Annotated in this window: 27 protein-coding genes; 16 read left to right on the forward strand and 11 right to left on the reverse strand. The window is 66.6% G+C overall.

From position 1 onward, the window contains the following. The coding region (locus A5622_RS27850; protein ID WP_156752842.1) for an SDR family NAD(P)-dependent oxidoreductase at positions 1–143 on the reverse strand (143 nt) is incomplete at its 3' end. 19 nt (positions 144–162) lie between these two features. Between A5622_RS27850 and A5622_RS04835 the strand changes: the two genes are divergently transcribed. Beyond that, positions 163–1,008 (forward strand): SDR family oxidoreductase, encoded by an 846-nt coding sequence (locus tag A5622_RS04835; protein WP_232002870.1) that lies wholly within the window; start codon positions 163–165, stop codon positions 1,006–1,008. Here the strand turns inward: A5622_RS04835 and A5622_RS04840 are convergent. Genes A5622_RS04840 through A5622_RS04855 form a run of 4 tightly spaced genes read right to left on the reverse strand, consistent with a single transcriptional unit; the run spans position 1,005 to position 3,536 of the window. Next, complete coding sequence (locus tag A5622_RS04840; RefSeq protein WP_066877037.1) at positions 1,005–1,457, reverse strand: nitroreductase family deazaflavin-dependent oxidoreductase; 453 nt, start codon at positions 1,455–1,457, stop codon at positions 1,005–1,007. The two genes, A5622_RS04835 and A5622_RS04840, sit on opposite strands and share 4 nt — an antisense overlap. Positions 1,458–1,497: 40 nt before the next feature. Next, entirely contained in the window at positions 1,498–1,950 is a 453-nt protein-coding gene (locus A5622_RS04845) for a nitroreductase family deazaflavin-dependent oxidoreductase (RefSeq protein WP_066877039.1), read from the reverse strand. A gap of 8 nt (positions 1,951–1,958) precedes the next feature. Beyond that, on the reverse strand, positions 1,959–2,348 hold the full coding sequence (locus A5622_RS04850; RefSeq protein WP_066877088.1) for a hypothetical protein: 390 nt from the start codon (positions 2,346–2,348) through the stop codon (positions 1,959–1,961). Between the two features lie 24 nt (positions 2,349–2,372). Next, entirely contained in the window at positions 2,373–3,536 is a 1,164-nt protein-coding gene (locus A5622_RS04855; RefSeq protein ID WP_066877041.1) for a steroid 3-ketoacyl-CoA thiolase, read from the reverse strand. A 132-nt stretch (positions 3,537–3,668) separates the two neighbouring features. On the opposite strand from A5622_RS04855, the gene A5622_RS04860 reads away from it, so the two are divergent. The 7 genes from A5622_RS04860 to A5622_RS04890 all read left to right on the forward strand — a co-directional run bounded on the left by A5622_RS04860 (position 3,669) and on the right by A5622_RS04890 (position 10,596). Then, positions 3,669–4,919 carry a cytochrome P450 gene (locus tag A5622_RS04860; RefSeq protein ID WP_066877043.1) on the forward strand — a complete coding sequence of 417 codons (1,251 nt, stop codon included), beginning with the start codon at positions 3,669–3,671 and terminating at the stop codon, positions 4,917–4,919. Beyond that, positions 4,919–5,932 (forward strand): acyl-CoA dehydrogenase family protein, encoded by a 1,014-nt coding sequence (locus A5622_RS04865; RefSeq protein WP_066877045.1) that lies wholly within the window; start codon positions 4,919–4,921, stop codon positions 5,930–5,932. The genes A5622_RS04860 and A5622_RS04865 overlap by 1 nt, the downstream gene beginning before the upstream one ends. Further along, on the forward strand, positions 5,923–7,086 hold the full coding sequence (fadE29, locus tag A5622_RS04870; protein WP_066877047.1) for an acyl-CoA dehydrogenase FadE29: 1,164 nt from the start codon (positions 5,923–5,925) through the stop codon (positions 7,084–7,086). Before A5622_RS04865 ends, fadE29 begins: the two co-directional genes overlap by 10 nt. Beyond that, the gene (locus A5622_RS04875; RefSeq protein WP_066870653.1) at positions 7,083–8,045 is read left to right on the forward strand and encodes a bifunctional MaoC family dehydratase N-terminal/OB-fold nucleic acid binding domain-containing protein; all 963 of its coding nucleotides are present in this window, start codon (positions 7,083–7,085) and stop codon (positions 8,043–8,045) included. Before fadE29 ends, A5622_RS04875 begins: the two co-directional genes overlap by 4 nt. Next, positions 8,042–8,443, forward strand: a complete 402-nt coding sequence (locus tag A5622_RS04880; protein WP_066877049.1) for a MaoC family dehydratase — start codon at positions 8,042–8,044, stop codon at positions 8,441–8,443. Before A5622_RS04875 ends, A5622_RS04880 begins: the two co-directional genes overlap by 4 nt. Beyond that, complete coding sequence (locus A5622_RS04885) at positions 8,444–9,625, forward strand: lipid-transfer protein (RefSeq protein WP_066877050.1); 1,182 nt, start codon at positions 8,444–8,446, stop codon at positions 9,623–9,625. 125 nt (positions 9,626–9,750) lie between these two features. Next, on the forward strand, positions 9,751–10,596 hold the full coding sequence (locus A5622_RS04890) for a hypothetical protein (protein WP_066877052.1): 846 nt from the start codon (positions 9,751–9,753) through the stop codon (positions 10,594–10,596). 56 nt (positions 10,597–10,652) lie between these two features. On the opposite strand, the gene A5622_RS04895 is transcribed toward A5622_RS04890, so the two are convergent. Together A5622_RS04895 and kstD are read right to left on the reverse strand one after the other, a co-directional pair. Continuing rightward, a complete protein-coding gene (locus tag A5622_RS04895) occupies positions 10,653–11,525 on the reverse strand; it encodes a MaoC/PaaZ C-terminal domain-containing protein (RefSeq protein WP_066877053.1) in 873 nt (290 codons plus the stop codon). Position 11,526: 1 nt separating this feature from the next. Continuing rightward, complete coding sequence (gene kstD, locus A5622_RS04900; protein WP_066870686.1) at positions 11,527–13,209, reverse strand: 3-oxosteroid 1-dehydrogenase; 1,683 nt, start codon at positions 13,207–13,209, stop codon at positions 11,527–11,529. A 72-nt stretch (positions 13,210–13,281) separates the two neighbouring features. Between kstD and A5622_RS04905 the strand changes: the two genes are divergently transcribed. From A5622_RS04905 to A5622_RS04935, 7 genes are all read left to right on the forward strand, one after another. Continuing rightward, complete coding sequence (locus A5622_RS04905) at positions 13,282–14,067, forward strand: 2-keto-4-pentenoate hydratase (protein ID WP_066877055.1); 786 nt, start codon at positions 13,282–13,284, stop codon at positions 14,065–14,067. 51 nt (positions 14,068–14,118) lie between these two features. Beyond that, positions 14,119–15,051: an acetaldehyde dehydrogenase (acetylating) gene (locus A5622_RS04910; protein WP_066870638.1), complete on the forward strand. Its 933-nt coding sequence runs from the start codon at positions 14,119–14,121 to the stop codon at positions 15,049–15,051. Continuing rightward, the gene (gene dmpG / locus A5622_RS04915; protein ID WP_066870635.1) at positions 15,048–16,103 is read left to right on the forward strand and encodes a 4-hydroxy-2-oxovalerate aldolase; all 1,056 of its coding nucleotides are present in this window, start codon (positions 15,048–15,050) and stop codon (positions 16,101–16,103) included. The genes A5622_RS04910 and dmpG overlap by 4 nt, the downstream gene beginning before the upstream one ends. 61 nt (positions 16,104–16,164) lie before the next feature. Then, the gene (locus A5622_RS04920) at positions 16,165–16,476 is read left to right on the forward strand and encodes a hypothetical protein (RefSeq protein ID WP_066870632.1); all 312 of its coding nucleotides are present in this window, start codon (positions 16,165–16,167) and stop codon (positions 16,474–16,476) included. Positions 16,477–16,564: 88 nt separating this feature from the next. Further along, positions 16,565–17,692: a hypothetical protein gene (locus A5622_RS04925; protein WP_066877057.1), complete on the forward strand. Its 1,128-nt coding sequence runs from the start codon at positions 16,565–16,567 to the stop codon at positions 17,690–17,692. Beyond that, entirely contained in the window at positions 17,689–18,471 is a 783-nt protein-coding gene (locus A5622_RS04930; protein WP_066870627.1) for an SDR family oxidoreductase, read from the forward strand. Before A5622_RS04925 ends, A5622_RS04930 begins: the two co-directional genes overlap by 4 nt. Before the next feature lie 46 nt (positions 18,472–18,517). Continuing rightward, positions 18,518–19,666, forward strand: a complete 1,149-nt coding sequence (locus A5622_RS04935) for a sulfotransferase (RefSeq protein ID WP_232002300.1) — start codon at positions 18,518–18,520, stop codon at positions 19,664–19,666. Positions 19,667–19,718: 52 nt separating this feature from the next. Here A5622_RS04935 and A5622_RS04940 read toward each other — a convergent pair whose 3' ends face one another. Then, positions 19,719–20,168 (reverse strand): hypothetical protein, encoded by a 450-nt coding sequence (locus tag A5622_RS04940; protein ID WP_066877059.1) that lies wholly within the window; start codon positions 20,166–20,168, stop codon positions 19,719–19,721. Positions 20,169–20,173: 5 nt separating this feature from the next. Next, positions 20,174–21,352 (reverse strand): Rieske 2Fe-2S domain-containing protein, encoded by a 1,179-nt coding sequence (locus tag A5622_RS04945; RefSeq protein ID WP_066870618.1) that lies wholly within the window; start codon positions 21,350–21,352, stop codon positions 20,174–20,176. A gap of 115 nt (positions 21,353–21,467) precedes the next feature. Here A5622_RS04945 and A5622_RS04950 point away from each other — a divergent pair, with 115 nt between their 5' ends. Next, on the forward strand, positions 21,468–21,992 hold the full coding sequence (locus tag A5622_RS04950; protein ID WP_066877061.1) for a gamma carbonic anhydrase family protein: 525 nt from the start codon (positions 21,468–21,470) through the stop codon (positions 21,990–21,992). On the opposite strand, the gene A5622_RS04955 is transcribed toward A5622_RS04950, so the two are convergent. Next, positions 21,989–22,777, reverse strand: coding sequence for an alpha/beta hydrolase (locus tag A5622_RS04955; RefSeq protein WP_066877063.1), 789 nt, complete (start codon positions 22,775–22,777; stop codon positions 21,989–21,991). The genes A5622_RS04950 and A5622_RS04955 overlap by 4 nt on opposite strands. A 94-nt stretch (positions 22,778–22,871) precedes the next feature. Beyond that, positions 22,872–23,279 (reverse strand): nuclear transport factor 2 family protein, encoded by a 408-nt coding sequence (locus A5622_RS04960; protein WP_066877064.1) that lies wholly within the window; start codon positions 23,277–23,279, stop codon positions 22,872–22,874. Positions 23,280–23,315: the final 36 nt, after the last annotated feature.

Below are 23,315 nucleotides of genomic sequence, written 5' to 3' on the forward strand. Positions count from 1 at the left end.
CTGGCCGGCGAACCGTCCAGGCCCACCCCGATGTCGTTGACCACCACACGCGCGCCTTCCTCGGCGAACGCCAGCGCATGCGCGCGACCGATGCCGCCGCCCGCTCCAGTGACGATGACGACGCGGCCGTCAACCACTCCCATATTTCCGTCTCTCCTTTACTTGATCGCGCTGGCGTTCGCCGAGGAAGGCGCGCGTGTGGTGGTCAACGACATCGGGGTGGGCCTGGACGGTTCGCCGGCCAGTGGCGGCAGCGCCGCCCAGAGTGTTGTGGACGAGATCACCGCGGCCGGCGGTGAAGCCGTCGCCGACGGATCCAACATCGCCGATTGGGACCAGGCGGCCGGCCTGATCCAGACCGCGGTCGAAACCTTCGGTGGTCTGGACGTTTTGGTGAACAACGCCGGCATCGTTCGCGACCGGATGCTGGCCAACACCAGCGAAGAGGAGTTCGACGCCGTCATCGCCGTGCATCTCAAGGGGCACTTCGCCACGATGCGGCACGCCGGGGCGTACTGGCGTGGGCTGTCCAAAGAGGGCAAAACCGTTGACGCCCGGATCATCAACACCAGTTCGGGTGCCGGCCTGCAGGGCAGCGTCGGGCAGGCCAACTACAGCGCCGCCAAGGCGGGCATCGCGGCGTTGACGTTGGTCGGCGCCGCCGAGATGGGACGTTACGGCGTCACCGTCAACGCCATCGCGCCCTCGGCGCGCACCCGGATGACCGAGTCCGTGTTCGCCGAGATGATGGCAACGCAGGACCAGGATTTCGATGCGATGGCGCCGGAAAACATCGCACCGCTGGTGGTCTGGTTGGGCAGCGCCGAAGCCCGCGACGTCAGCGGCAAGGTCTTCGAGGTCGAGGGCGGCAAGATCCGCGTCGCGGAGGGCTGGGCCCACGGACCGGAGATCGACAAAGGCGCGCGGTGGGATCCCGCGGAGCTGGGCCGCGTCGTGGCCGACCTGCTCGCCAAGGCGCGCCGTCCCGTCCCCGTCTACGGCGCCTAGCGGGGTTCGCACACCACGAGCGGGATGACCCGGTCGGCGGCCTCGCGGTACTTGCGGTAGGGCGGGTACATCCGCGTCAGGCGTGGCCAATACCGTTCCCGCTCAGCGTCCGTGGCGTCGCGGGCGACCAGGTCCAGGCGCTGGGCGCGGATCTGGACCCGCACGTCGGGATTCTCCTTGAGGTTGAGGTACCACAAGGGGTCTTCGTCGCGCCCGCCGAAGGTCGCGGGCAGGATCACCCGGTCGCCGTCGAGCAGGTAGAGCGTCGCGGTGGTCCGCGGCTGGTCGGACCTGCGTCCGGTCGTGGTCAGCAGCGCCGCCGGAAACCGCAACAGCTTCGCGCCGATCTTGCCGTCGGTGCGTCGGTACACCCAGATGTGGGCGCGCGCAAAATACTTGAGCAGCAGCGCAATCGGGCGCGAGTTGCGGATCCAGCGGCGGTCGGACATGTTGCCCGGGATGATTCCCCACCGGGACGCACGGGAAACGTCAGGGGTCGCAGATGACGATCGGGATGACCCGATCGGTCCATGCCCGGTAGTCGTCGAACGACGGATACATGGCGTCCAGCTTGGGCCAGTACTCGGCGCGTTCCGCCTCGGTGGCGTCACGGGCCTGCAGCTGCAGCACCTCGTCCTTGATCTGCACGGAGACCTTGGGATTGGCCTTGAGGTTGAGATACCACTGCGGGTGTTTGTCGCTGCCGCCCTTGGAGGCGACCAGTATCACCCGGTCGCCCTCCCGCAGGTAGAGCAGCGGGCTCACCCGGGGTTCGCCGCTCTTGCGGCCCGTGGTGGTGAGCAGCGCGACCGGAGCCTTCTGGAAGGTGTTGCCGTATTTTCCGTTGCTGCGCTTGTAGATCCACGCGTTGCTCTTGGCCATCCACTTGATGATGAAGCTGACCCACGGCGAGTTCAGTGCGCGCGGCTTCGGTTTCGGCATGACGGTCCTTAACGACTTTGGATAAAGGGGTGGAAGCGAACCTTGATGTGGTGGATTTCGGCTTTGCCGCTTGCGCTTTCGGCCGGAATCACGAAGGTCTCGTCGACGTGTGCGGCGAGGCGCCGGCCACCGATGCCCGCCTTGGTCAGCACCTGGTAGGACGCGTGCACCCGGTCGCCGTCGACGCGGTAATCCGGTGGCGTCGTCTGCGCGAGCAACCGGTACTGCAGGCCGCGATTGAGGCTGCGCCGCAGATGATTTCCGGAGAAACCGTTTTTGATGCCCTGCTCGACGCGGGTGCACCCGGGCGCGAACGGAACGGCGTCACCGTCATGATTGACCAGCGCGTCGATGTAGGACTGCGCCGCGGCGACGCGGCGGTCGTCGGGGATGCTCACCAGGTGCGGAAAACTCACCGAGCGCTAGATGCGCTCGATGATGGTGCCGGTCGACAGGGCACCACCGGCGCACATGGTGATCAGCGCGGTGGTCTGGTCGGTGCGCTCCAGCTCGTGCAGCGCGGTGGTGATCAACCGGCTGCCGGTGCTGCCGACCGGGTGGCCCAGCGCGATGGCGCCGCCGTTGACGTTGACCTTCGCCATGTCCGGGTCGTGCACCCGCGCCCACGACAGCACCACCGACGCGAAAGCCTCGTTGATTTCCGTGATGTCGATGTCGCCCATCTTCATCCCGGCCTTCTCCAGCACCTTCGCCGTCGACTGCACCGGCCCGTCCAGGTGGTAGTAAGGCTCGGCGCCGACCAGGGCCTGGCTGACGATGCGGGCCCGCGGCCGCAGGCCCAGCGCCTTGGCCTTGTCCTCGTCCATCCACAGCACGGCCGCCGCGCCGTCGGAGATCTGTGACGACGTTCCTGCCGTGTGGATTCCGCCCTCGAGCACCGGCTTCAGCGCGGAGAGACCTGACAGCGTGGTGTCGCGCAGGCCCTGGTCGCGGCTGATGGTGACGCGCTCGGATGTCGGTTGCTTGTTCTCGTCGAGTGCCGGGGCCTCGATCGGGGAGATCTCGCGGTCGAAGCGGCCTTCCTCCCAGGCCTGCTTGGCCTTCGTCTGGGAGGCCAACCCGAACTCGTCGATCTCTTCACGGGTGATGCCGCGCCGCTTGGCGATCCGCTCGGCGGCGGTGAACTGGTCGGGCAGATCGATGTCCCACGACGAGGGACGCAGGATGGTCCGGTCCGGACCGGCGTTCGCGCCGAGCCCGACGCGGCTCATGGCCTCGATCCCACACGCGATGCCGATGTCGATGGCGCCCGCCGCGATGAGGCCGGCGACCAGGCCGTTGGCCTGCTGACCGCTGCCGCACTGACAGTCCACGGTCATGGCGCCGACGTGTTCGGGCAACCCGGCGACGAGCCAGCTGACCCGGGTGATGTTGTTGGACTGCTCGCCGTACTGTGTGACGCAGCCGCCGACGATCTGTTCGACGTCGCCGGCGTCGATGCCGGCCTTCTCGACGAGAGCCTTCTGCACCGCACCCAGCAACTCGGTGGCGTGCAAGCCGGACAGCCAGCCGTTCCGCTTGCCGATGGGGCTACGAGTGGCTTCAACGATGACAGGGTTACCCATTCCGTCAGGCTAGAACACGTTTCATTACTCTGACAAGCGAGGATGGTGACCTGCCTTTTATCTGCGCAGGAGGCGTGTTTTACTGGCACTAGAACACGTTGCAATTAGTGTTGTAAAAGGAGCGCACTCTACATGGCACCCCCCAACATTCCCGCCGACTTCGACTTTCTCGACCCCGACGTCAACCTCGCCGGGCTGCCCGTCGAGGAACTCGCCCAGCTTCGCAAGGCCGAGCCGATCCACTGGGTCGACATCCCGAATGGCGCGGGCGGGTTCGAGGACCACGGCTACTGGCTCGTGACCAAGCACGCCGACGTCAAGGAGGTGTCGAAGCGCAGCGACATCTTCTCTAGCTGGATGAACGGCGCCATCCCGACCTGGCCGCCGGAGATGAAGCGCGAGCAGGTCGAGCTGCAGCGCAGCGTCATGCTCAACATGGACGCGCCGCACCACACCCGGCTGCGCAAGATCATCTCCCGCGGGTTCACCCCGCGGGCCATCGGGCGGCTGGAAGCCGAACTGGCCGAGCGCGCCCAGAACATCGCCGCGACCGCCGCCAAAGAGGGCAGCGGCGACTTCGTCGAACAGGTCTCGTGCGAGCTGCCCCTGCAGGCCATCGCGGGTCTGCTCGGCGTTCCCCAGGAGGATCGCGACAAGCTGTTCCGCTGGTCCAACGAGATGACCGGTGGCACCGACCCCGAGTACGCCCACGTCGACCCCGCGCAGTCATCGATGGAGCTGATCACCTACGCGATGGCGATGGCCGCGGAGCGCAACCAGAACCCCACCGACGACATCGTCACCACGCTGATCCAGGCCGACATCGACGGCGAGAAGCTCTCCGACGACGAGTTCGGTTTCTTCGTGGTCATGCTGGCGGTGGCGGGCAACGAGACCACGCGTAACTCGATCACCCACGGCATGATCGCGATGGCGGACAACCCCGATCAGTGGGAGCTGTTCAAGAAGGAGCGTCCGTCGACCACGGCCGACGAGATCATCCGGTGGGCGACCCCGGTGTCGGCGTTCCAGCGCACCGCCAACGAGGACACCGAGCTGTCCGGTGTGCGGATCAAGAAGGGCCAGCGGGTGGTGATGTCCTACCGGTCCGCCAATTTCGACGAAGAGGTCTTCGAAGACCCGCACACCTTCAACATCCTGCGCGACCCGAACCCGCACGTCGGCTTCGGTGGCACCGGCGCCCACTACTGCATCGGGGCGAACCTGGCCCGCATGACGATCAACCTGATCTTCAACGCCGTCGCCGATCACATGCCGGACCTCAAGCCGATCGGCGAGCCCGAGCGGTTGCGGTCGGGCTGGCTCAACGGCATCAAGCACTGGCAGGTCGACTACGCCGGCAAGCCCGCGGTGACGTCCTGATGGACTTCGACCTCACCGCGACGCAACAGGCCGTCGCCGATGTCGTCACGTCGGTGTTCGAGCGCGAATTGAGCTGGGACGCTTTGGTCAACGGCGGTGTGACGGCCCTCGCGGTGCCCGAGCGCCTCGGCGGCGACGGGGTGGGTCTGCCCGAGGTCGCCACCGTGCTCACCGAGATCGGTCGCCACGGCGCCATCACGCCGGCCCTGGCCACACTCGGATTCGGCGTGCTGCCGCTGCTCGATCTGGCCACCGACGAACAACAGGACCGGTTTCTGGCCGGAGTCGCCAAGGGTGGGGTGCTGACCGCCGCGCTCAACGAGCCGGGTACCGCGCTGCCGGACCGGCCGTCCACCACGTTCGCGGGCGGCCGCCTGTCGGGCACCAAGGTCGGCGTCGGTTATGCGGGACAAGCGGATTGGATCATCGTGACCGCCGACAGTGCGGTGGTCGTGGTGTCGCCGACGGCCGACGGCGTCGAGGTGGTCCAGACCCCCACCTCCAACGGCTCCGAGGAGTACACCGTCTCATTCGCCGACGTCGCGGTCCAAGACTCCGACGTGTTGGCCGGCGCGACGGCGTCCCGGGTCAACCAGTTGGCGCTTGCCGCCATCGGCGCCTATGCCGACGGGCTGGTGGCCGGGGCGCTGCGCCTGACCGCCGACTATGTGGCCAACCGCAAGCAGTTCGGCAAGCCGCTCTCGACGTTCCAGACCGTGGCCGCCCAGCTCGCCGAGGTCTACATCGCCTCGCGCACCATCGATTTGGTGGCGAAGTCGGTCGCCTGGCGGCTGTCCGAGGGCCGCGACGCCGACAACGACCTGGACGTTCTCGGGTACTGGATCACCTCGCAGGCGCCGCCGGTGATGCAGCTCTGCCATCACCTGCACGGCGGGATGGGAATGGACATCACCTATCCCATGCACCGGTACTACTCCACGATCAAGGACCTGTCCCGGCTGCTGGGCGGTCCTTCTCATCGTCTCGATCTGGTGGGAGCGCAATGTTCATAGACCTGACTCCGGAGCAGCGTCAGCTGCAAGCGGAACTGCGGGAATACTTTTCCAACCTGATCTCCTCCGACGAGATGAAGGCGATGGAGCAGGACCGGCACAACGAGGCTTATCGCGCGGTGATCCGCCGGATGGGCCGCGACGGCAAGCTCGGTGTCGGCTGGCCAAAGGAGTTCGGCGGCTTGGGCTTCGGCCCGATCGAGCAGTCGATCTTCGTCAACGAGGCGCACCGCGCCGACGTGCCGCTGCCCGCGGTGACGCTGCAGACGGTCGGCCCGGTGCTGCAGCAGTTCGGCAGCGAGGAGCAGAAGAAGAAGTTCCTGCCTGCCATCCTGGCCGGCGAGGTTCACTTCGCGATCGGCTACACCGAGCCCGAGGCCGGCACCGACCTGGCCTCGCTGCGCACCACCGCGGTTCGCCAGGGCGACGAGTACATCGTCAACGGGCAGAAGATCTTCACCACCGGCGCGCACGACGCCGACTACATCTGGCTGGCCTGCCGCACCGACCCGGAAGCCGTGAAGCACAAGGGGATTTCGATCCTGATCGTCGACACCAAGGATCCCGGCTATTCCTGGACGCCGATCATCCTGTCCGACGGCGCCCACCACACCAACGCCACGTACTACAACGACGTGCGGGTGCCCGCCGACATGCTGGTCGGCGAGGAGAACGGCGGATGGCGGCTGATCACCACCCAGCTCAACAACGAGCGCGTCATGCTGGGCCCGGCGGGCCGCACCGCCGGCATCTACGACCGGGTGCACGCCTGGGCGTCCAAGCCGGGCAGCGACGGCGTCACGCCGATCGATCATCAGGACGTCAAGCGGGCGCTGGGTGAAATCCACGCGATGTGGCGGATCAACGAGCTGCTGAATTGGCAGGTGGCCGCCGCCGGTGAGGACATCAACGTGGCCGACGCCGCGTCGACGAAAGTCTTTGGCACCGAGAAGATTCAATACATCGGCCGGCTCGCCGAGGAGATCGTCGGCAAGTACGGCAACCCCGCCGACTCGGACACCGCCGACCTGCTGAAGTGGCTGGACTCCCAGACCAAGCGCAACCTCGTCATCACCTTCGGCGGCGGCGTGAACGAAGTGATGCGCGAGATGATCGCCGCGGCCGGACTCAAAGTGCCGAGGGTGCCTCGATGACCGACATCAAGGAAGCGGTCGCGGAGATCACCGCCACCGTCGTCGCTGCCCCGCGCGAGGCCCGGGATCCGGTGAACCAGCCGACGATCAACAACTGGGTCGAGGCGCTCGGGGACCGCAACCCGATCTACGTCGACGAGGCGGCCGCCAAGGCCGCCGGTCATCCCGGAATTGTCGCCCCGCCGGCCATGATTCAGGTGTGGACGATGTTCGGCCTGGGCGGGGAGCGCCCGACCGACGACCCCATGGGCCCGATCATGCAGCTGTTCGACGAGGCCGGCTACATCGGGGTGGTGGCCACCAACTGTGAGCAGACCTACCACCGGTATCTGCGTCCGGGCGAGCAGGTCACCGTCGTCTCCGAGATGCGCGACGTGGTGGGCCCCAAGCAGACCGGGCTCGGCGAGGGCTGGTTCATCAACCAGCACATCACCTGGCGGGTGGGTGACGAGGACGTCGCCGAGATGGCCTGGCGGATACTGAAATTCAGGCCCCGCGAGGATTCCGGCGCGACCGCTTCGGTGCCTGAGGACCTCGACGCCGACGCGATGATGCGTCCGGCGGTGTCACGCGACACCGCCTTCTTCTGGGAGGGCGTCCGGGCGCACGAGCTGCGTATCCAGCGCCTCGCCGATGGCACCCTGCAGCACCCACCGGTGCCGGCCGTGTGGCAGGACAAGGCCGAGCCGATCGACTTCGCGGTCGCCAGCGGCCGCGGCACGGTGTTCAGTTACGTGGTGCACCACGCCCCGAAGGTGCCCGGTCGCACGCTGCCGTTCGTGATCGCCCTGGTCGAACTGGAGGAGGGCGTTCGGATGCTCGGCGAGTTGCGCAACGTCGACCATGCCGAGATCAAAATCGGAATGCCCGTTCGCGCAACCTATATCGACTTCCCGGCCGGTGAGTCCGGGCCCGAGTGGAGCCTCTACGCCTGGGAGCCGGTGGGAGACGAAGCATGAGCGCACCCGTTGTTGAAGTGGGCACCACCCTGCCCGAACTCAAGCTGCATGGCACGCCGACCTTCATCATCTCGACGGCCCTGGCCACCAGGGACTTTCAGGACGTGCACCACGACCGGGACCTGGCGCAGGCCAAGGGTTCCAAGGACATCTTCGTCAACATCCTCACCGACACCGGGCTGGTGCAGCGCTACGTCACCGACTGGGCGGGCCCGACGGCGGTGATCAAGTCGATCGGCCTGCGGCTCGGTGTGCCGTGGTACGCCTACGACACCGTCACCTTCTCCGGCGAGGTGACCGCCGTCGACGACGGCCTGATCGCGCTGAAGGTGTTCGGCCGCAACAGCCTTGGCGATCACGTCATCGCGAATGTGACGCTGACGATCGGGGGCGCTTAGATGTCAGCGGGTTTATTGAACGGCCGAGCCGCGATCGTCGGCATCGGCGCCACGGACTTCTCCAAGGACTCCGGCCGCAGTGAGCTGCGGCTGGCCGCCGAGGCGGTGCTGGATGCGTTGGACGACGCCGGGCTGAGCCCGTCCGACGTCGACGGGCTGACCACCTTCACAATGGACACCAACAACGAGACGGCCGTCGCCCGCGCGGTCGGCATCGGTGACCTGAAGTTCTTCTCGCAGATCGGATATGGCGGCGGTGCCGCTTGCGCGACCGTTCAGCAGGCGGCTCTCGCGGTGGCCACCGGCGTGGCGGACGTCGTCGTCGCGTACCGGGCCTTCAACGAGCGTTCGGGCATGCGATTCGGTCAGGTACAGACCCGGCTGGTGGGAAACGCCGGGGTGCAGGCTGATTCGACCGCCGCGGACAATTCGTTCTCCTACCCGCACGGCCTGTCGACGCCGGCCGCGCAGGTCGCGATGATCGCCCAGCGCTACATGCATCTGTCGGGTGCCAGCAGCCGTGACTTCGGTGCGATCTCGGTGGCTGACCGCAAGCATGCCGCCAAGAACCCAAAGGCGTACTTCTTCGAGAAGCCGATAACCATTGAGGACCACCAGAATTCGCGGTGGATCGCCGAGCCGCTGCGACTGCTGGACTGCTGCCAGGAGACCGACGGGGCGGTGGCGATCGTGGTGACGTCGCCGGAGCGCGCGAAGGATCTCAAGCAACGGCCGGCGATCATCGAGGCGGCGGCGCAAGGCTCGAGCCCCGACCAGTACACGATGGTCAGTTACTACCGGCCCGAGCTCGGCCTGCCCGAGATGGGGGTGGTGGGTCAGCAGCTCTGGGAGCAGTCGGGCCTGAAGCCGACCGATATCCAGACCGCCGTGCTCTACGACCACTTCACGCCGTTCACGCTGATTCAGTTGGAAGAGTTGGGATTCTGCGGCAAGGGCGAGGCCAAGGACTTCATCGCCGACGGGGCCATCGAGATCGGGGGGCGGCTTCCGATCAACACCCATGGCGGTCAACTGGGCGAGGCCTACATTCACGGCATGAACGGCATCGCCGAGGGTGTGCGTCAGCTGCGGGGCACCTCGGTGAACCCGGTGCCCGACGTCGAGCACGTCCTCGTCACCGCCGGAACCGGCGTCCCCACGTCGGGCCTGATCCTGGGCTAGGGGGCTTCGGCGCGTGTCTTCTCGCCGAGTGCCCGGCTAGCCGGGCTGTCGCGGCTCAACGCCCGGCTGGCCGGGCACGCGACGACTGAAGTGACGCGTGCCGTGTGGCATGCGACGCTGCGGCGATGGGTGAGCCTTTTGTCGGGAGCGAAGCCATCGCGAGTGGACTGCTAACCAAGAGTCAATTGGAAACGCGTTGCGTCCGGCTGTTCCCTGGCGTCTACATTGACCGCGACGCTGAGCTCAGCGCAGTGGTGCGGGCGAAGGCTGGCTGGTTATGGACCGGCCGCCGGGGAATTGTGGCGGGCTTCTCGGCGGCTGCAATGCACGGAAGCAGCTGGGTCGACGACCGAAGAGTTGTGGAGCTGATCCACAACAACCACCATTGCGCGGCTGGGATGCAGCTGCACAGAGACACTGTCGAGGCGGATGAAGTCGAATTGCTCTGTGGGGTAGCGGTTACATCGCCGACGAGGACTGCGCTGGACCTCGGATGCTGGTATCCGATGACGACTGCCGTCGCAGGCATCGATGCGCTGGCCGGGGCGACGGAGATCAAGGCGGCCGACGTCGAGCTGCTCGCCCGCCGGTACACGGGACGGCGCGGCATCGCGCAAGCACGCCGGGCCGCGGAGCTGTTCGACGCCGGGGCACAGTCGCCGAAGGAGTCGTGGCTTCGCGTCGTGCTGATCGAGGCCGGCCTGCCGCGGCCGCAGACCCAGATCGAGGTGCTCGACGAGTTCGGCTGTCCATTCGCGTATCTGGACATGGGTTGGGAGGACGTGAAAATCGCCGTGGAGTACGACGGTGAGCAGCATCGATACAACCGCCAGCAGTACACGTGGGACATCCGCCGGAGGGAGCTACTGGAGCGTCGCGGTTGGGTCCTCGTCCGAGTGGTCGCTGGTGATCGGCCGGGCGACATCGTGCGCAGGGTTCGCGCCGCCCGTGCTGGGCGACACCCCGGCTAGCTGGGCGTTCGAACCCGTAGGCCCGGCAGGCCGGGCGCTCGGCGCGAAAAAAGCCCCTACGCAGGAACCAGTTCGACGCCCGACAGCACGACGGCGTTGTCGCGCGCGGGCGCGACCACGCTGGCCAGGAAGCGGCCTTCGGAAGACGTCGAGTCCTTCCAGATGCCGACCTTGAGCGTTTCGCCGGGGAAGGCCACCCCGGCGAAACGCGCGCCGTAGGCCGCGACCGCCCCGGCGTCGCCGTCGAGCAGCGCATCGGTGATCGCCTTGCAGGTCATGCCGTAGGTGCACAACCCATGCAGGATGGGCTGGGAAAAGCCTGCGGTAGCGGCGAATTCGGGATCCGAGTGCAGCGGGTTGCGGTCGCCGCACAGCCGGTAGAGCAGCGCCTGCTGCGGCAGGATCGGCACGTCGAGCTCGAGATCGGGGGCCCGGTCCGGCGCACCGTCCGACGTTGAAGGACCGCGCTCGCCGCCGAATCCGCCCTCACCGCGGGCGAAGATCGACCGGCGCTGCGTCCACAACACCGTGCCGTCCGGCGCGGTCACCGTCGTCTCGCTCCAGATCACCGCGGCCTTGCCCTTGTCCCAGATGTCGGTGAACCGGGTGACGGCCTTCGCCGAGCCCGACGGCGGCAGCGGAGCGGGCGCCTCGACCCGTTCGCTGGCGTGCAGCACCTTGCTCAACTCGATGTCGATGCCGGGGAATTTGACGGTCGGCGGCTTCGTGACATGGAAGGTGGCGGCCACGTTGCCGAACGTCGGCAGCACCTGCGGGGTGTCGTCGACCAGGTAACGCAGCTCACGCGGGTCCATCGGATCGGCGCCCGCGCCCAACCCGAGGTGATACAGCTGCACATCGCTACTGGCCCAAGAGAATTCGATGGGGTCCAGCTCGGCGTTCAGCGCAACGTCTACGTCGATGGGCATGTCAGTTCTCTCCAGCTATGTGCAACGCCGCCAGGTAGCCGAACGTCATGGCCGGACCGATGGTGCCACCCGGACCGGGGTACGTGTGGCCCATCACCGGGGCGCTGACATTGCCTGCGGCGTAAAGGCCTTCGATGATACTGCCGTCGTCGCGCAGCGCCCGCCCGTGGACGTCGGTGCGGATGCCGCCCTTGGTGCCCAGGTCACCGGGCACCATCTTGGCCGCGTAGTACGGCGCGTGCGTGATCTCCCCGAGGTTGGGGTTGGGCTTGTTGGTCGGGTCGCCGTAGTAACGGTCGTAGGCGCTCTCGCCGCGCTGATAGTCCTCGTCGACGCCGGAGCGCGCGAACCCGTTGAAACGCTCCACGGTCGCGGTGAATTCGTTCACCGGAAGACCGGCCTTCTGCGCTAGCTCCGCCAGCGTATCGGCCTGGATGATGACGCCGGACTCCAGCCACTTGCGCGGAATACGTTGTCCGGGCTGCAATCCCGCGAAAATGTAGCGGTCCCGGTACTGCTGGTCGAACACCAGCCACGCGGGAATGTTCTCGCCCGGCCCGGGCCCCTGACCGTATTCACCGCCGTACATGTGATGGCAGGCTTCGACGTAGGGCATCGACTCGTTCATGAACCGCTTGCCCGACATGTTGACGATGATCGAGCCCGGCGAATTGCGCTCGGACAACGCGAACCAGGGCGCGCCCACCAACGGGACCGTCGGTCCCCACCAGGCGTCCTCCATGAGATCCAATGCGGCGCCGAGCTTTTCGCCGGCCAGGATGCCGTCACCGGTGTTGGCCGCCGCGCCGACGGTCCACTCGGTGGTGATCGGCGCACGCTGGTATTTCACCCGCATCTGTTCGTTGTGCTCGAACCCGCCCGACGCCAGGATCACCCCGCGCCGGGCCCGGATCAGCCGGGGCTCACCCGATTCGGCCTCGCCGGCTTCGCGGACGTAGACGCCGCGCACCACGCCGTCCTCGACGTAGAGGTCGGTGAGCGCGGTGTTGAGCACGACCGGAACCCCGGCCCGCTGCAACCCGATCCGCAGCGGCCCGATCAACGCCCGGCCCATGCCGACGAGGTTCTTGCCGGTCGCCTTGGCCCACATGGTGCGGGCCCCGACCTTCAAGCTGCGCAGCACGCCGCGCGGGTGGCGCTTGAGCTGGTTCAGCCGCACGTAATCCTGTTGCATCACGACCACGTTCAGCGGGACCTTGCCGTACGCCGGTTCCAGGCCGGCTTCGTCGGCGCCGAGCTTGCGGGCGTTGAACGGCTTCGGCTCGATCGATCGGCCCTCGGCACGGCCGCCCGGCGACTCGGGGTAGTAGTCGGAGTACTTCGGCACCCAGCACATCTTCAGCGGTGTGTGCTTGAGCACAAACGAGAGCATCTCCGGGCCGCGCTCGAGGTAGGTGTCGATGCGTTCGGGCTCCACGACGTTGCCGACGATCCCGTGTAGGTAGGTGCGGGCGGCCTCGGCGGTATCGCGGACCCCGTCACGCTTGAGGACTTCGTTATTTGGGATCCAAACACCACCGCCCGAGCGTGCGGTCGAACCGCCGAAGTGCGGGGCCTTTTCGATGACTATGGTGGAAAGACCCCGGTGAGCGGCGGTAAGGGCGGCCACCATGCCGGCCCCGCCGCTCCCGACCACGACGACGTCGTACTCCTGCGCTGACATGTAGAACACGTTATAGAATTGCCCGGGGCGGCCGCTACTGGCCCGGTCGACCGTACGAGGAGACTTGGAAAAATGCTCAGTGTTGCCACGCGCGACGAGCTAGCTGCCGACTTGGCACAAGCCGAGCGGAGCGGCGAGCCGATCGCCCCGTTGACCGCCGCCTATCCGGAGATCGACGTCGTCGACGCCTACGAGATTCAGCTGATCAACATCCGCCAGCGGGTCGCGGAGGGCGCCCGGGTGCTCGGCCACAAGGTGGGGCTCTCGTCGAAGGCGATCCAGCAAATGATGGGCGTCGACGAGCCGGACTACGGGCACCTGCTCGACGAGATGCAGCTGTTCGAGGACACCCCGGTCAAGGCGAACCGCTACCTCCACCCCCGGGTCGAGGTCGAGGTCGGTTTCATCCTGAACGCCGACCTGCCCGGAGCCGGCTGCACCGAGGACGACGTGCTGGCCGCCACCGAAGCGTTGGTCCCGTCCATCGAGCTGATCGATACCCGGATCACCGACTGGAAGATCGAACTGTGCGACACCATCGCCGACAACGCCTCGTCGGCGGGTTTCGTGCTCGGCGAGGCGCGCGTTTCGCCCCGCGACATCGACGTCAAGGGGATCGACGCCGTGTTGCGGTGCAACGGTGAGGTCGTCGCCGAAGGCCGCACCGACGCGGTGCTGGGCAATCCGGTCACCGCGGTGGCCTGGCTGGCCCGCAAGGTGGACGGCTTCGGCGTCCGCCTGCGCAAGGGTGACGTGGTGTTGCCCGGGTCGTGCACGAAGGCGATCGACGCGCACCCGGGCGACGACTTCGTCGCCGACTTCGCGGGCCTCGGCTCGGTCCGCCTATCGTTCGAATAGGCTCGATTTAAATCGTCTAACTTAAATTTCAAAGCTTCGAAAAGGGGCATCATGCCGACTAAGGCGACTGTGGCCATTGTCGGGTCGGGCAACATCAGCACTGACCTGCTCTACAAGCTGCTGCGATCGGACTGGCTGGAACCGCGCTGGATGGTCGGCATCGACCCGGAGAGCGAGGGCCTGGCCCGCGCCCGCAAGTTGGGTCTGGAGACGACCCACGAGGGTGTGGACTGGCTGTTGGCCCAGCCGGAGAAGCCCGACCTGGTGTTCGAGGCGACCAGCGCCTACGTGCACCGCGACGCCGCCCCCAAGTACGAGGCCGCCGGCATCCGGGCCATCGACCTGACGCCGGCCGCGGTGGGCCCGGCGGTGATCCCGCCGGCCAACCTGCGCCAGCACCTGGACGCGCCGAACGTCAACATGATCACCTGCGGCGGGCAGGCCACCATCCCGATCGTCTACGCGGTCTCGCGTGCCGTCGCCGACCTCGGCGGCGTGCCGTACGCCGAGATTGTCGCCTCGGTCGCCTCGCTGTCGGCCGGCCCCGGCACCCGGGCCAACATCGACGAGTTCACCAAGACGACCAGCAGGGGCGTGGAGACGATCGGTGGCGCCAAGCGCGGCAAGGCGATCATCATCTTGAACCCGGCCGACCCGCCGATGATCATGCGCGACACCATCTTCTGCGCCATTCCCGAGGACGCCGACCGGGACGCGATCGCCAAGTCCATCCACGACGTGGTCGCCGAGGTGCAGACCTACGTGCCGGGATACCGGCTGCTCAACGAGCCGCAGTTCGACGATCCGTCGATAAACTCCGGCGGCCAGGCGCTGGTCACCACCTTCGTCGAAGTGGAGGGTGCGGGCGACTACCTGCCGCCTTACGCTGGAAATCTGGACATCATGACCGCCGCGGCCACGAAAGTCGGCGAGGAGATCGCCAAGGAGTCCTTGAGCGCGACGGCCGGAGGAGCGCAATCATGACCGACATATTTTTCAACCCGGTCTGGGACGTCCGGATGACCGACACGTCGTTGCGGGACGGCTCACATCACAAGCGTCACCAGTTCACCAAGGACGAGGTCGGCGCCATCGTGGCCGCCCTGGACGCCGCGGGAGTGCCCGTCATCGAGGTCACCCACGGCGACGGGCTGGGCGGCTCGAGCTTCAACTACGGGTTTTCCAAGACGCCCGAGCAGGAGCTGATCAAGCTCGCCGCCGAGACCGCCAAAGAAGCCAAGATCGCCTTTTTGATGCTGCCCGGCGTTGGCACCAAGGAAGACATCAAAGAGGCCCAGAACAATGGCGGCTCGATCTGCCGGATTGCCACGCACTGCACCGAGGCCGACGTATCCATTCAGCACTTCGGCCTGGCCCGCGAACTCGGCCTGGAAACCGTCGGGTTCTTGATGATGAGCCACACCATCTCGCCCGAGAAGCTGGCCGCACAGGCCCGCATCATGGCCGACGCGGGCTGCCAGTGCGTCTACGTGGTCGATTCGGCCGGGGCGCTGGTCCTCGAGGGCGTGCGGGATCGGGTTGCGGCGCTGGTCGCCGAGCTCGGCGACGACGCCCAGGTGGGCTTCCACGGCCACGAGAACCTCGGCCTGGGTGTCGCTAACTCCGTCGAGGCGGTGCGGGCGGGTGCCAAGCAGATCGACGGCTCGTGCCGCCGGTTCGGGGCCGGTGCGGGGAACGCCCCGGTCGAGGCGCTGATCGGGGTGTTCGACAAGATCGGCGTGAAGACCGGGATCGATTTCTTCGACATCGCCGACGCCGCCGAAGAGGTAGTCGCCCCGGCGATGCCCGCCGAGTGCCTGCTTGACCGCAACGCCCTGATCATGGGCTATTCCGGGGTGTACTCGAGCTTCCTGAAGCACGCCATCCGCCAGTCCGAGCGCTACGGTGTGCCGGCCCACCAGCTGCTGCACCGCGCGGGCCAGCGCAAGCTCATCGGCGGCCAGGAGGACCAGCTGATCGACATCGCGCTGGAGATCAAGCGCGAGCAGGAAAGCGGCGCCACGGCCCAGCGTTGACCTGCCGCTTCGGCCACGGCACGCATAGGCGCCGCATAGGTATCGCGAGTAACCTGGCGCTATGAGCACATCCAACACAGTCGGCGCCCGTCGCCGCGGGCTGTACGGCCTGCTCGCCGGGGGGCTGATGACCGCTGCCGCCGCAACGGTGATCGCGCTGCCCGTGGCGGGCATCGCCAACGCGGCTCCGCAATGCAATCAGGACGTGGGTGCATCGATCGACTCGTACCTGCAGAAGCATCCGGACCTGCACCAGCAGCTGCAGCAAAGGTCGCAGGCGGAGGGCGGTAACGGCAACGTCATCGACTACCTCAACCGGCATCCCGACGTCCGCCAGCACCTGATCGACCTTTCGCACTCCTGCCCTCCGTAGTGAGTCGGCGTCGTCCTTGAACGCTGGGGCCGACGCGCGGGAACGTTCGCCATTGACGAAAAAGTAGAACACGTTCTAGCGTCTAGGCGTGTTCTCTGATTCCCTCACCGCTGCGATCGCAGAGGCCGAGCAGTTGGTGGCCGACGCACCGTTCATCGAGACCGAAGCCGACCTGCTCGAAGGGTTGCAGTATCTGGCCGGGTGTATCTCGGGCTGCATCCATCTGGCCGTGGACTACGACCGTGACCATCCCTTCCTGCAGTCGGGTACCGGACCCTTCACCAAGATGGGCCTGGACAATCCCGACACCCTGTACTTCGGTACCCGGGTGCACGCCAACCACGACTACGTGGTCACCGGCAGGCGCGGAACCACCACCGACCTGAGTTTCCAGCTCCTCGGCGGCGAGTACACCGACGACTTCGTGCCCGTCAGCCAGGCCGCATTCGACGACCGCGAGCTCGAGATCGCGCCCGACGGCAGCTTCGAGTGGCGGGTGCGACCGACCAGCGCCGGACAATTGGTGATCCGCGAGGTGTACGGGGACTGGTCGGCCCAGCGCGGCACGCTGGCGATCTCCCGCCTCGACACGGCGGGCACCGCGCCGCCGCCCTTGACCCGTGATCTGATCGAAAAGCGTTACGCGACAGCAGGAAAGCAGCTTGTCCAGCGAGTGAAGACCTGGTTGCAATTCCCGCAGTGGTTTTATCTCGACCTGCCGGTCAACACCATGGTGCCGCCGCGGCTGACCCCGGGCGGACTGGCCACGCAGTACTCGTCGGTCGGGCACTTCGATCTGCGACCGGATCAGGCGATGGTCATCACCATCCCGGTCTCCGACGCGCCCTACCTCGGCTTCCAGCTGGGCAGCCTGTGGTACATCTCGCTGGACTACATCAACCACCAGACCTCGCTGAACAACACTCAGGCGCAGGCGGATCCGGACGGCAAGGTCCGCATCGTGGTTGCCGAACAGAATCCGGGAGTGACCAACTGGGTCGAGACGGTCGGGCACCGGCGTGGCTTCCTGCAGTTCCGCTGGCAGCGGGTGTCGCGTGAGCTCACCGACGCCGACGGTCCGACCGTCGAGGTGGTCGACATCGACAAGGTGCCGGCCGCGTTGCCGTACTACGACCACAACAAGATCTCAGAGGACGACTGGCGGGCGCGAATTGCGCTGCGCCACCAACAGATTCAGGCGAGGATGCTGGGATGACGAAGTTGCTCGACGGCAAGGTGGTGGTGATCAGCGGCGTCGGCCCGGGTCTGGGCACGACGCTGGCGCACCGATGCACGAGAGAAGGCGCCGACCTGGTGCTGGCGGCCCGCACGCCGGAACGCCTGGACGACGTCGCCAAGCAGATCGCCGACCTCGGAGGCCGTGCGACGACGGTGCGCACCGACATCACCGAGGATGACCAGGTCAACAACCTGGTCGAGGCCACCTTGGAGGCCTACGGCAAGGTCGACGTGCTGATCAACAACGCGTTCCGGGTGCCGTCGCTGAAACCGTTCTCCGGCACGAGCTTTCAGCATATCCGCGACGCGATCGAACTCAGCGCGCTCGGCGCCCTGCGACTCATCCAGGGGTTCACGCCGGCGCTGGCCGAGTCGAAGGGCTCGATCGTCAACGTCAACTCCATGGTGCTGCGGCACTCGCAGGCCAAGTACGGCGCTTATAAGATGGCGAAATCCGCGCTGCTGTCCATGTCACATTCGCTGGCCACCGAGCTGGGCGAGCAGGGAATCAGAGTCAATTCCGTTGCGCCCGGCTATATCTGGGGCGAGACACTGCAGGGCTACTTCAACCACCAAGCCGGCAAGTACGGCACGACGGCCGAGCAGATCTATGAGGCCACCGCCGCAGGCTCCGACCTGAAGCGGCTACCGACCGAGGACGAGGTTGCCTCGGCGATCCTGTTCATGGCCAGCGACCTGTCCAGCGGCATCACCGGGCAGACACTGGATGTCAATTGCGGGGAGTACCACACCTAATGCCGCCATCGACGATGCAAAGCGAAGCGATGAGGAGGAGATGGCGATGACGGTTGCACGTACCGATGTCGGCACCGTCGACGACCTGAAGGCGTCGGCCAGCAAGATGATCGGGCTGGACGATTTCGGCAGCAACGACGACAACTACCTCGAAGCGCTGGAAGTGCTGCTGGACTCCTACCGCCGCGACGCCGACCTGACGCCCCTGGGCAGCAAGATGAATCGGTTCTTCCTGCGCGGTGCGCTGGTGGCCAGGCTGCTGTCCGAAGCCGCCTGGAAGCAGTACCCGCAGCACGCCGACGTGGCCATCGAGCGGCCGATCTTCGTCACCGGCCTGGTGCGCACCGGTACCACGGCCCTGCATCGACTGCTTGGTGCCGATCCCGCGCACCAGGGCCTGCATCTGTGGTTGGCCGAATTTCCACAGCCGCGTCCGCCTCGTGAAACCTGGGATTCCAACCCGTTTTACAGCCAACTGAACGCGCAGTTCAACAAGCACCATGCCGAAAACCCGGACTACACGGGTCTGCATTTCATGGCGGCATACGAGCTGGAGGAGTGCTGGCAGCTGCTGCGGCAGTCGCTGCATTCGGCGTCCTACGAGACCTTGGCGCACCTGCCCACTTACTCGCAGTGGCTCTCGGAGCAGGACTGGACGCCGTCGTATCAGCGGCACCGCCGCAACCTGCAGCTGATCGGGCTCAACGACGCCGACAAGCGGTGGGTGCTCAAGAACCCCAGCCACCTGTTCGCGTTGGACGCGTTGATGGCGACCTATCCCGACGCGTTGGTGATCCAGACCCATCGTCCGGTCGAAACGATCATGGCCTCGATGTGCTCGCTGGCGCAGCACACCGCCGAGGGATGGTCGACGTCGTTCACCGGCGCCCAAATCGGTGCCGACGCAATGGAAACCTGGTCGCGGGGGCTGGAGCGGTTCAACACCGCGCGGGCCAAATACAGCCCGTCGCAGTTCTACGACGTCGACTACAAGGAATTGATCGCCGACCCGCTGGGCACCGTGGCCGACATCTATCGCCACTTCGGCCTGACGCTGACCGACGAGGCCAGGGCCGCCATGGAAAAGACCCACGCCGACAGCCAGTCCGGCCCGCGGGCGCCCAAGCACACCTACTCGCTGGCCGACTACGGCCTCACCACCGAGACCGTCAAGGAGCGCTTCGCGGGTCTGTAAAACCTAGGCCGCACAACGGCTTCCGCGCCCGGCTGGCACGCCTTGTGCCCGCCTAGTCTTGGTCCGGGTCGTCGTCGAGGTAGCCCTCGGCGACCGCATGCTCGATGCTGTCGGCGAGTTTGGGGCACGACTGGGTGCGCGCGGTGTCGCCCCCCGACTCGCGCACCTCGGTGAAGTGCGCGCAGCGTTGCCACGCTTCGGTGTTCCACTGCACGGCGGTGTGTCCCGGCCCGAGCCGGCGGACGGTGACCCGCACGTGGCAGAACCGGCAGTCGACCGGCAGCAGCCCGGAGTTGAGGTAGCGCTCGCGGTCGGCGCGACTGGCTTCGGCGACGGCCGCGGCGCGCTGCGGGTCGTTGGTGAAATCCCTTGACTTCGACCAGGATCGGGAGCCGCCGTTGCCCGCGGGCTTCTCGTCGTGGTCGTGCTGATCGCCGTGCAGCAACAACATCGATCGCGCGAGCTGATCGACGTCAGGTACCGCCGGCTGATCGTCGCCCATGATTCCTAGCGTTGCTGGGCCGGGACGTCGTCGGTGACCGACTCGTCCGCCTCGGAGTCCTTGGCCTTGAGGTTCTGCTCGACCTCGGCGTTCCAGTACTCGTTGGCGCGGGTGGTGTCCACCTCGATCTCGAAGCGCTCCACCATCTCCGGCTCGATGTCGGCGACGTCGACGTAGAACTGCTGATACCAACGGCGCAACTGATAAACGGCGCCGTCCTCCTCGACCAGCAGCGGATTGTCGATGCGGGTCTTGTGCTTCCAGATCTCGACGTCCTGCAGGAAGCCCTTGCTGACGCCCTCGGTGAACACCTTCGACAACTTGTCGGTCATCTTTTCGTCCATGCCCTTGGGCTTTTCGACGATGACGCCCCACTGCAGCACGAACGAGTTCTGAGTCACCGGGTAGTGGCAGTTGATCAGGATCGACTCGGCCTTGTAACCGCCGTAGCTGTTGTGCAGCCAGTTGATCATGAACGACGGCCCGAAGTAGGAGGCCTCCGAATCAAGATGCGCCTCCCCGTAAGTGGTGCCGAGGTCGTTGACGTCGGGCCGGCCCACGTTGTGCAGGTACTGCGAGGCGATGTGGCCCTCGAAGACGTTTTTGAAGTAGGTCGGCAACCCGAAATGGATATAGAAGAAGTGCGCCATGTCGGTGACGTTGTCGATGATGTCGCGGCAGTTGGACCCCTCGATGAGGATGCTGTTCCACCGCCAGTCGGTCCATTCATCGCTGGCCGCTTCGGGGATGTCGGGAATGCGCACCGCGGGGTCCGGCGGATTCTGCTCGTGGTCGTGCCAGACGAACAGCAGGCCGCCGCGCACGTCGGTGGTCCACGAGCGGGTGCGCGCCGTCTTGGGCGTGCGCTTGGCGTAGGGCACCAGCTTGCAGCGGCCGTCGCCGCCCCAGCGCCAGTCGTGGAACGGGCAGGCGACCTCGTCGCCCTTGATGGTGCCCTCAGACAGGTCCCCGCCCATGTGGCGGCAGTAGCCGTCCAGAACCTTGATGTCGCCCTGCGAGTCGGCGAAAACGACCAGCTTGGTGCCGAACGCCTCGATCGAGTGCGGCTTGCCGTCCTGGAAGTCCTTTGCAACGCCCAGGCAGTGCCAGCCGCGGGCGTATCTCGTCGGCAAGGCGCCGGGATCGATCTCCCGGATGCCGACCGCCTTGGTGTCGGTACTCACCTGTCACCTCCAACTCGCTGGGCCTCTAACTAGAACACGTTACAGTTTTTCAGCGGGGGCGCGCAACGACGGCGAGCCTGGCCACGGCATATGCGCACTGCGGTATATCTAAACGATGCCGCTGTTTGCGTTCGAGGGCCGCGCGCCACGGGTCGATCCCACAGCTTTCGTGGCCCCGACGGCCACCCTGATCGGCGACGTCGTGGTGGAGGCGGGCGCCTCGGTCTGGTTCAACGCCGTGCTGCGCGGCGACTACGGGCCCATCGTGGTGCGCGAGGGCGCCAACGTCCAGGACGGCTCGGTGCTGCACGCGCCGCCCGGAATACCGGTCGACATCGGTCCGGGCGCGACGGTCGCGCATCTGTGTGTCATTCATGGCGTGCACGTGGGGCAGGAGGCGCTGATCGCGAACCACGCCACCGTGCTGGACGGCGCGGTGATCGGCGCACGCAGCCTGGTCGCCGCGCATTCGCTAGTGACGGCCGGCAGCCAGATCCCGGCCGGGATGCTGGCGGTCGGGGCGCCGGCGCAGATCAAGGGCCCGGTCGCCGGGACCGGCGCTGAGATGTGGGTCAAGGTGAACCCGCAGGCCTACCGCGACCTGGCCCAGCGGCATCTGGCCGGGCTGGAACCGCTCTAGGCCGAATCGCCGGTTATGCCGCTATTTCGGGTGAGCCAGTCATCGATGTAGCTCATCGTGACCGGTAACGCGGCTCCATAGAACACCATGTGATCGGAATCGGGAATTTCGGCGTAGCTCGCGCGTGCAAATCGGGCGGCGGTCCGGCGTGCCAACCCCGGCGGCACGATACGGTCTCGGCCGCCCCCGATCACGAGCACAGGTCCCGCGATGGCGCTGCGGTCCACTTTCGCGGCCTTGGCTCGGTCCAGCCACGGCATAGCGAGCTCGAAGAACAGCACCCGTCCGGATTCGCAGACCAGGTCGTTGAACGCCGCGCGCGCAGCCTCCTGGGTTTGTGTGGCCGCGACGCCCCGCCAAAACTGTTGCCACGTCGGGGGATAGACCGGTTTGGTCCACGGCCGCGTCTTCAACGCGTGCGGTAGGGCGATACCCAGAGTCGTGCGGTTAAGGCCGGATGGACCCACCGACGACGGACAGGCGGCGATCAGGCCAGCGTGTGGCGTGCGGGCAGCGACCAGTTGGACTAGCAGACCGCCCAGCGAATGTCCGACCAACAGCGGCGGGGAGTCCAGCGATGCGACCAGGGCGACGAGATCATCTAAGTAGTCACGGATACTCAACGACGCAATCTTCGCCGCACCTTCGTGCAGCGGCAGTTCGTGGTGCCGCAAGGTCGGGGTATGCACCGTGAAGCCGCGTTCCGCAAAGGCGGCCTGGGCGGGGGCCCACTGCTGCCCGCGGCTCCATGAGCCGTGGACGAGTACGACGTGCTTGTCGGACATGGGCATAAGCCTGACATCGACATGCCGCCGAATGTGAAATCAGCGATCCTCAACCGGCGTGTCGCGCCGTAGGTTTCACCGCCGGCGAACCGCTCTAGATTTTGCGGGTGTTGGCCGCCGCCCGATCCATCTCCCAGTAGGCGCGCAGGGCCACCATCTGGCCCTCGGTGTTGACCCGGTAGGTGAAGACGCCCTCGGCGGTCGTCTGATATTCGCCGGTCGTGATGAGGATGTGCCCGACGTTGGCTTCCTCGTTGCCGCACTGGTAGGTGTCGCGGAAGAAGAACTCGATCTTCGTGGTGGGGGCGATCGCCTTGTCCCAGAAGGCCGAGATCGCGTCCCGGCCACGGTGGCCGAGGCCCTCGGGGTCGAACACCGACGGCCCGATCGGGTCCTCGACGATGGCGTCGTCGGCGAACACCGCCAGCCAGGCATCCTTGTCCCGGGCCGCCACCGCATCGCGGGAGCGGCGGCCGGCCTCGTGCGCGGGATGCTCAGTCAACGGCGCCGCTCTCCCCCGCAAGCGGGAGGTGCCCCC

Source organism: Mycobacterium sp. 1245801.1 (genome assembly GCF_001673055.1).
GTDB classification, from domain to species: domain Bacteria; phylum Actinomycetota; class Actinomycetes; order Mycobacteriales; family Mycobacteriaceae; genus Mycobacterium; species Mycobacterium europaeum_A.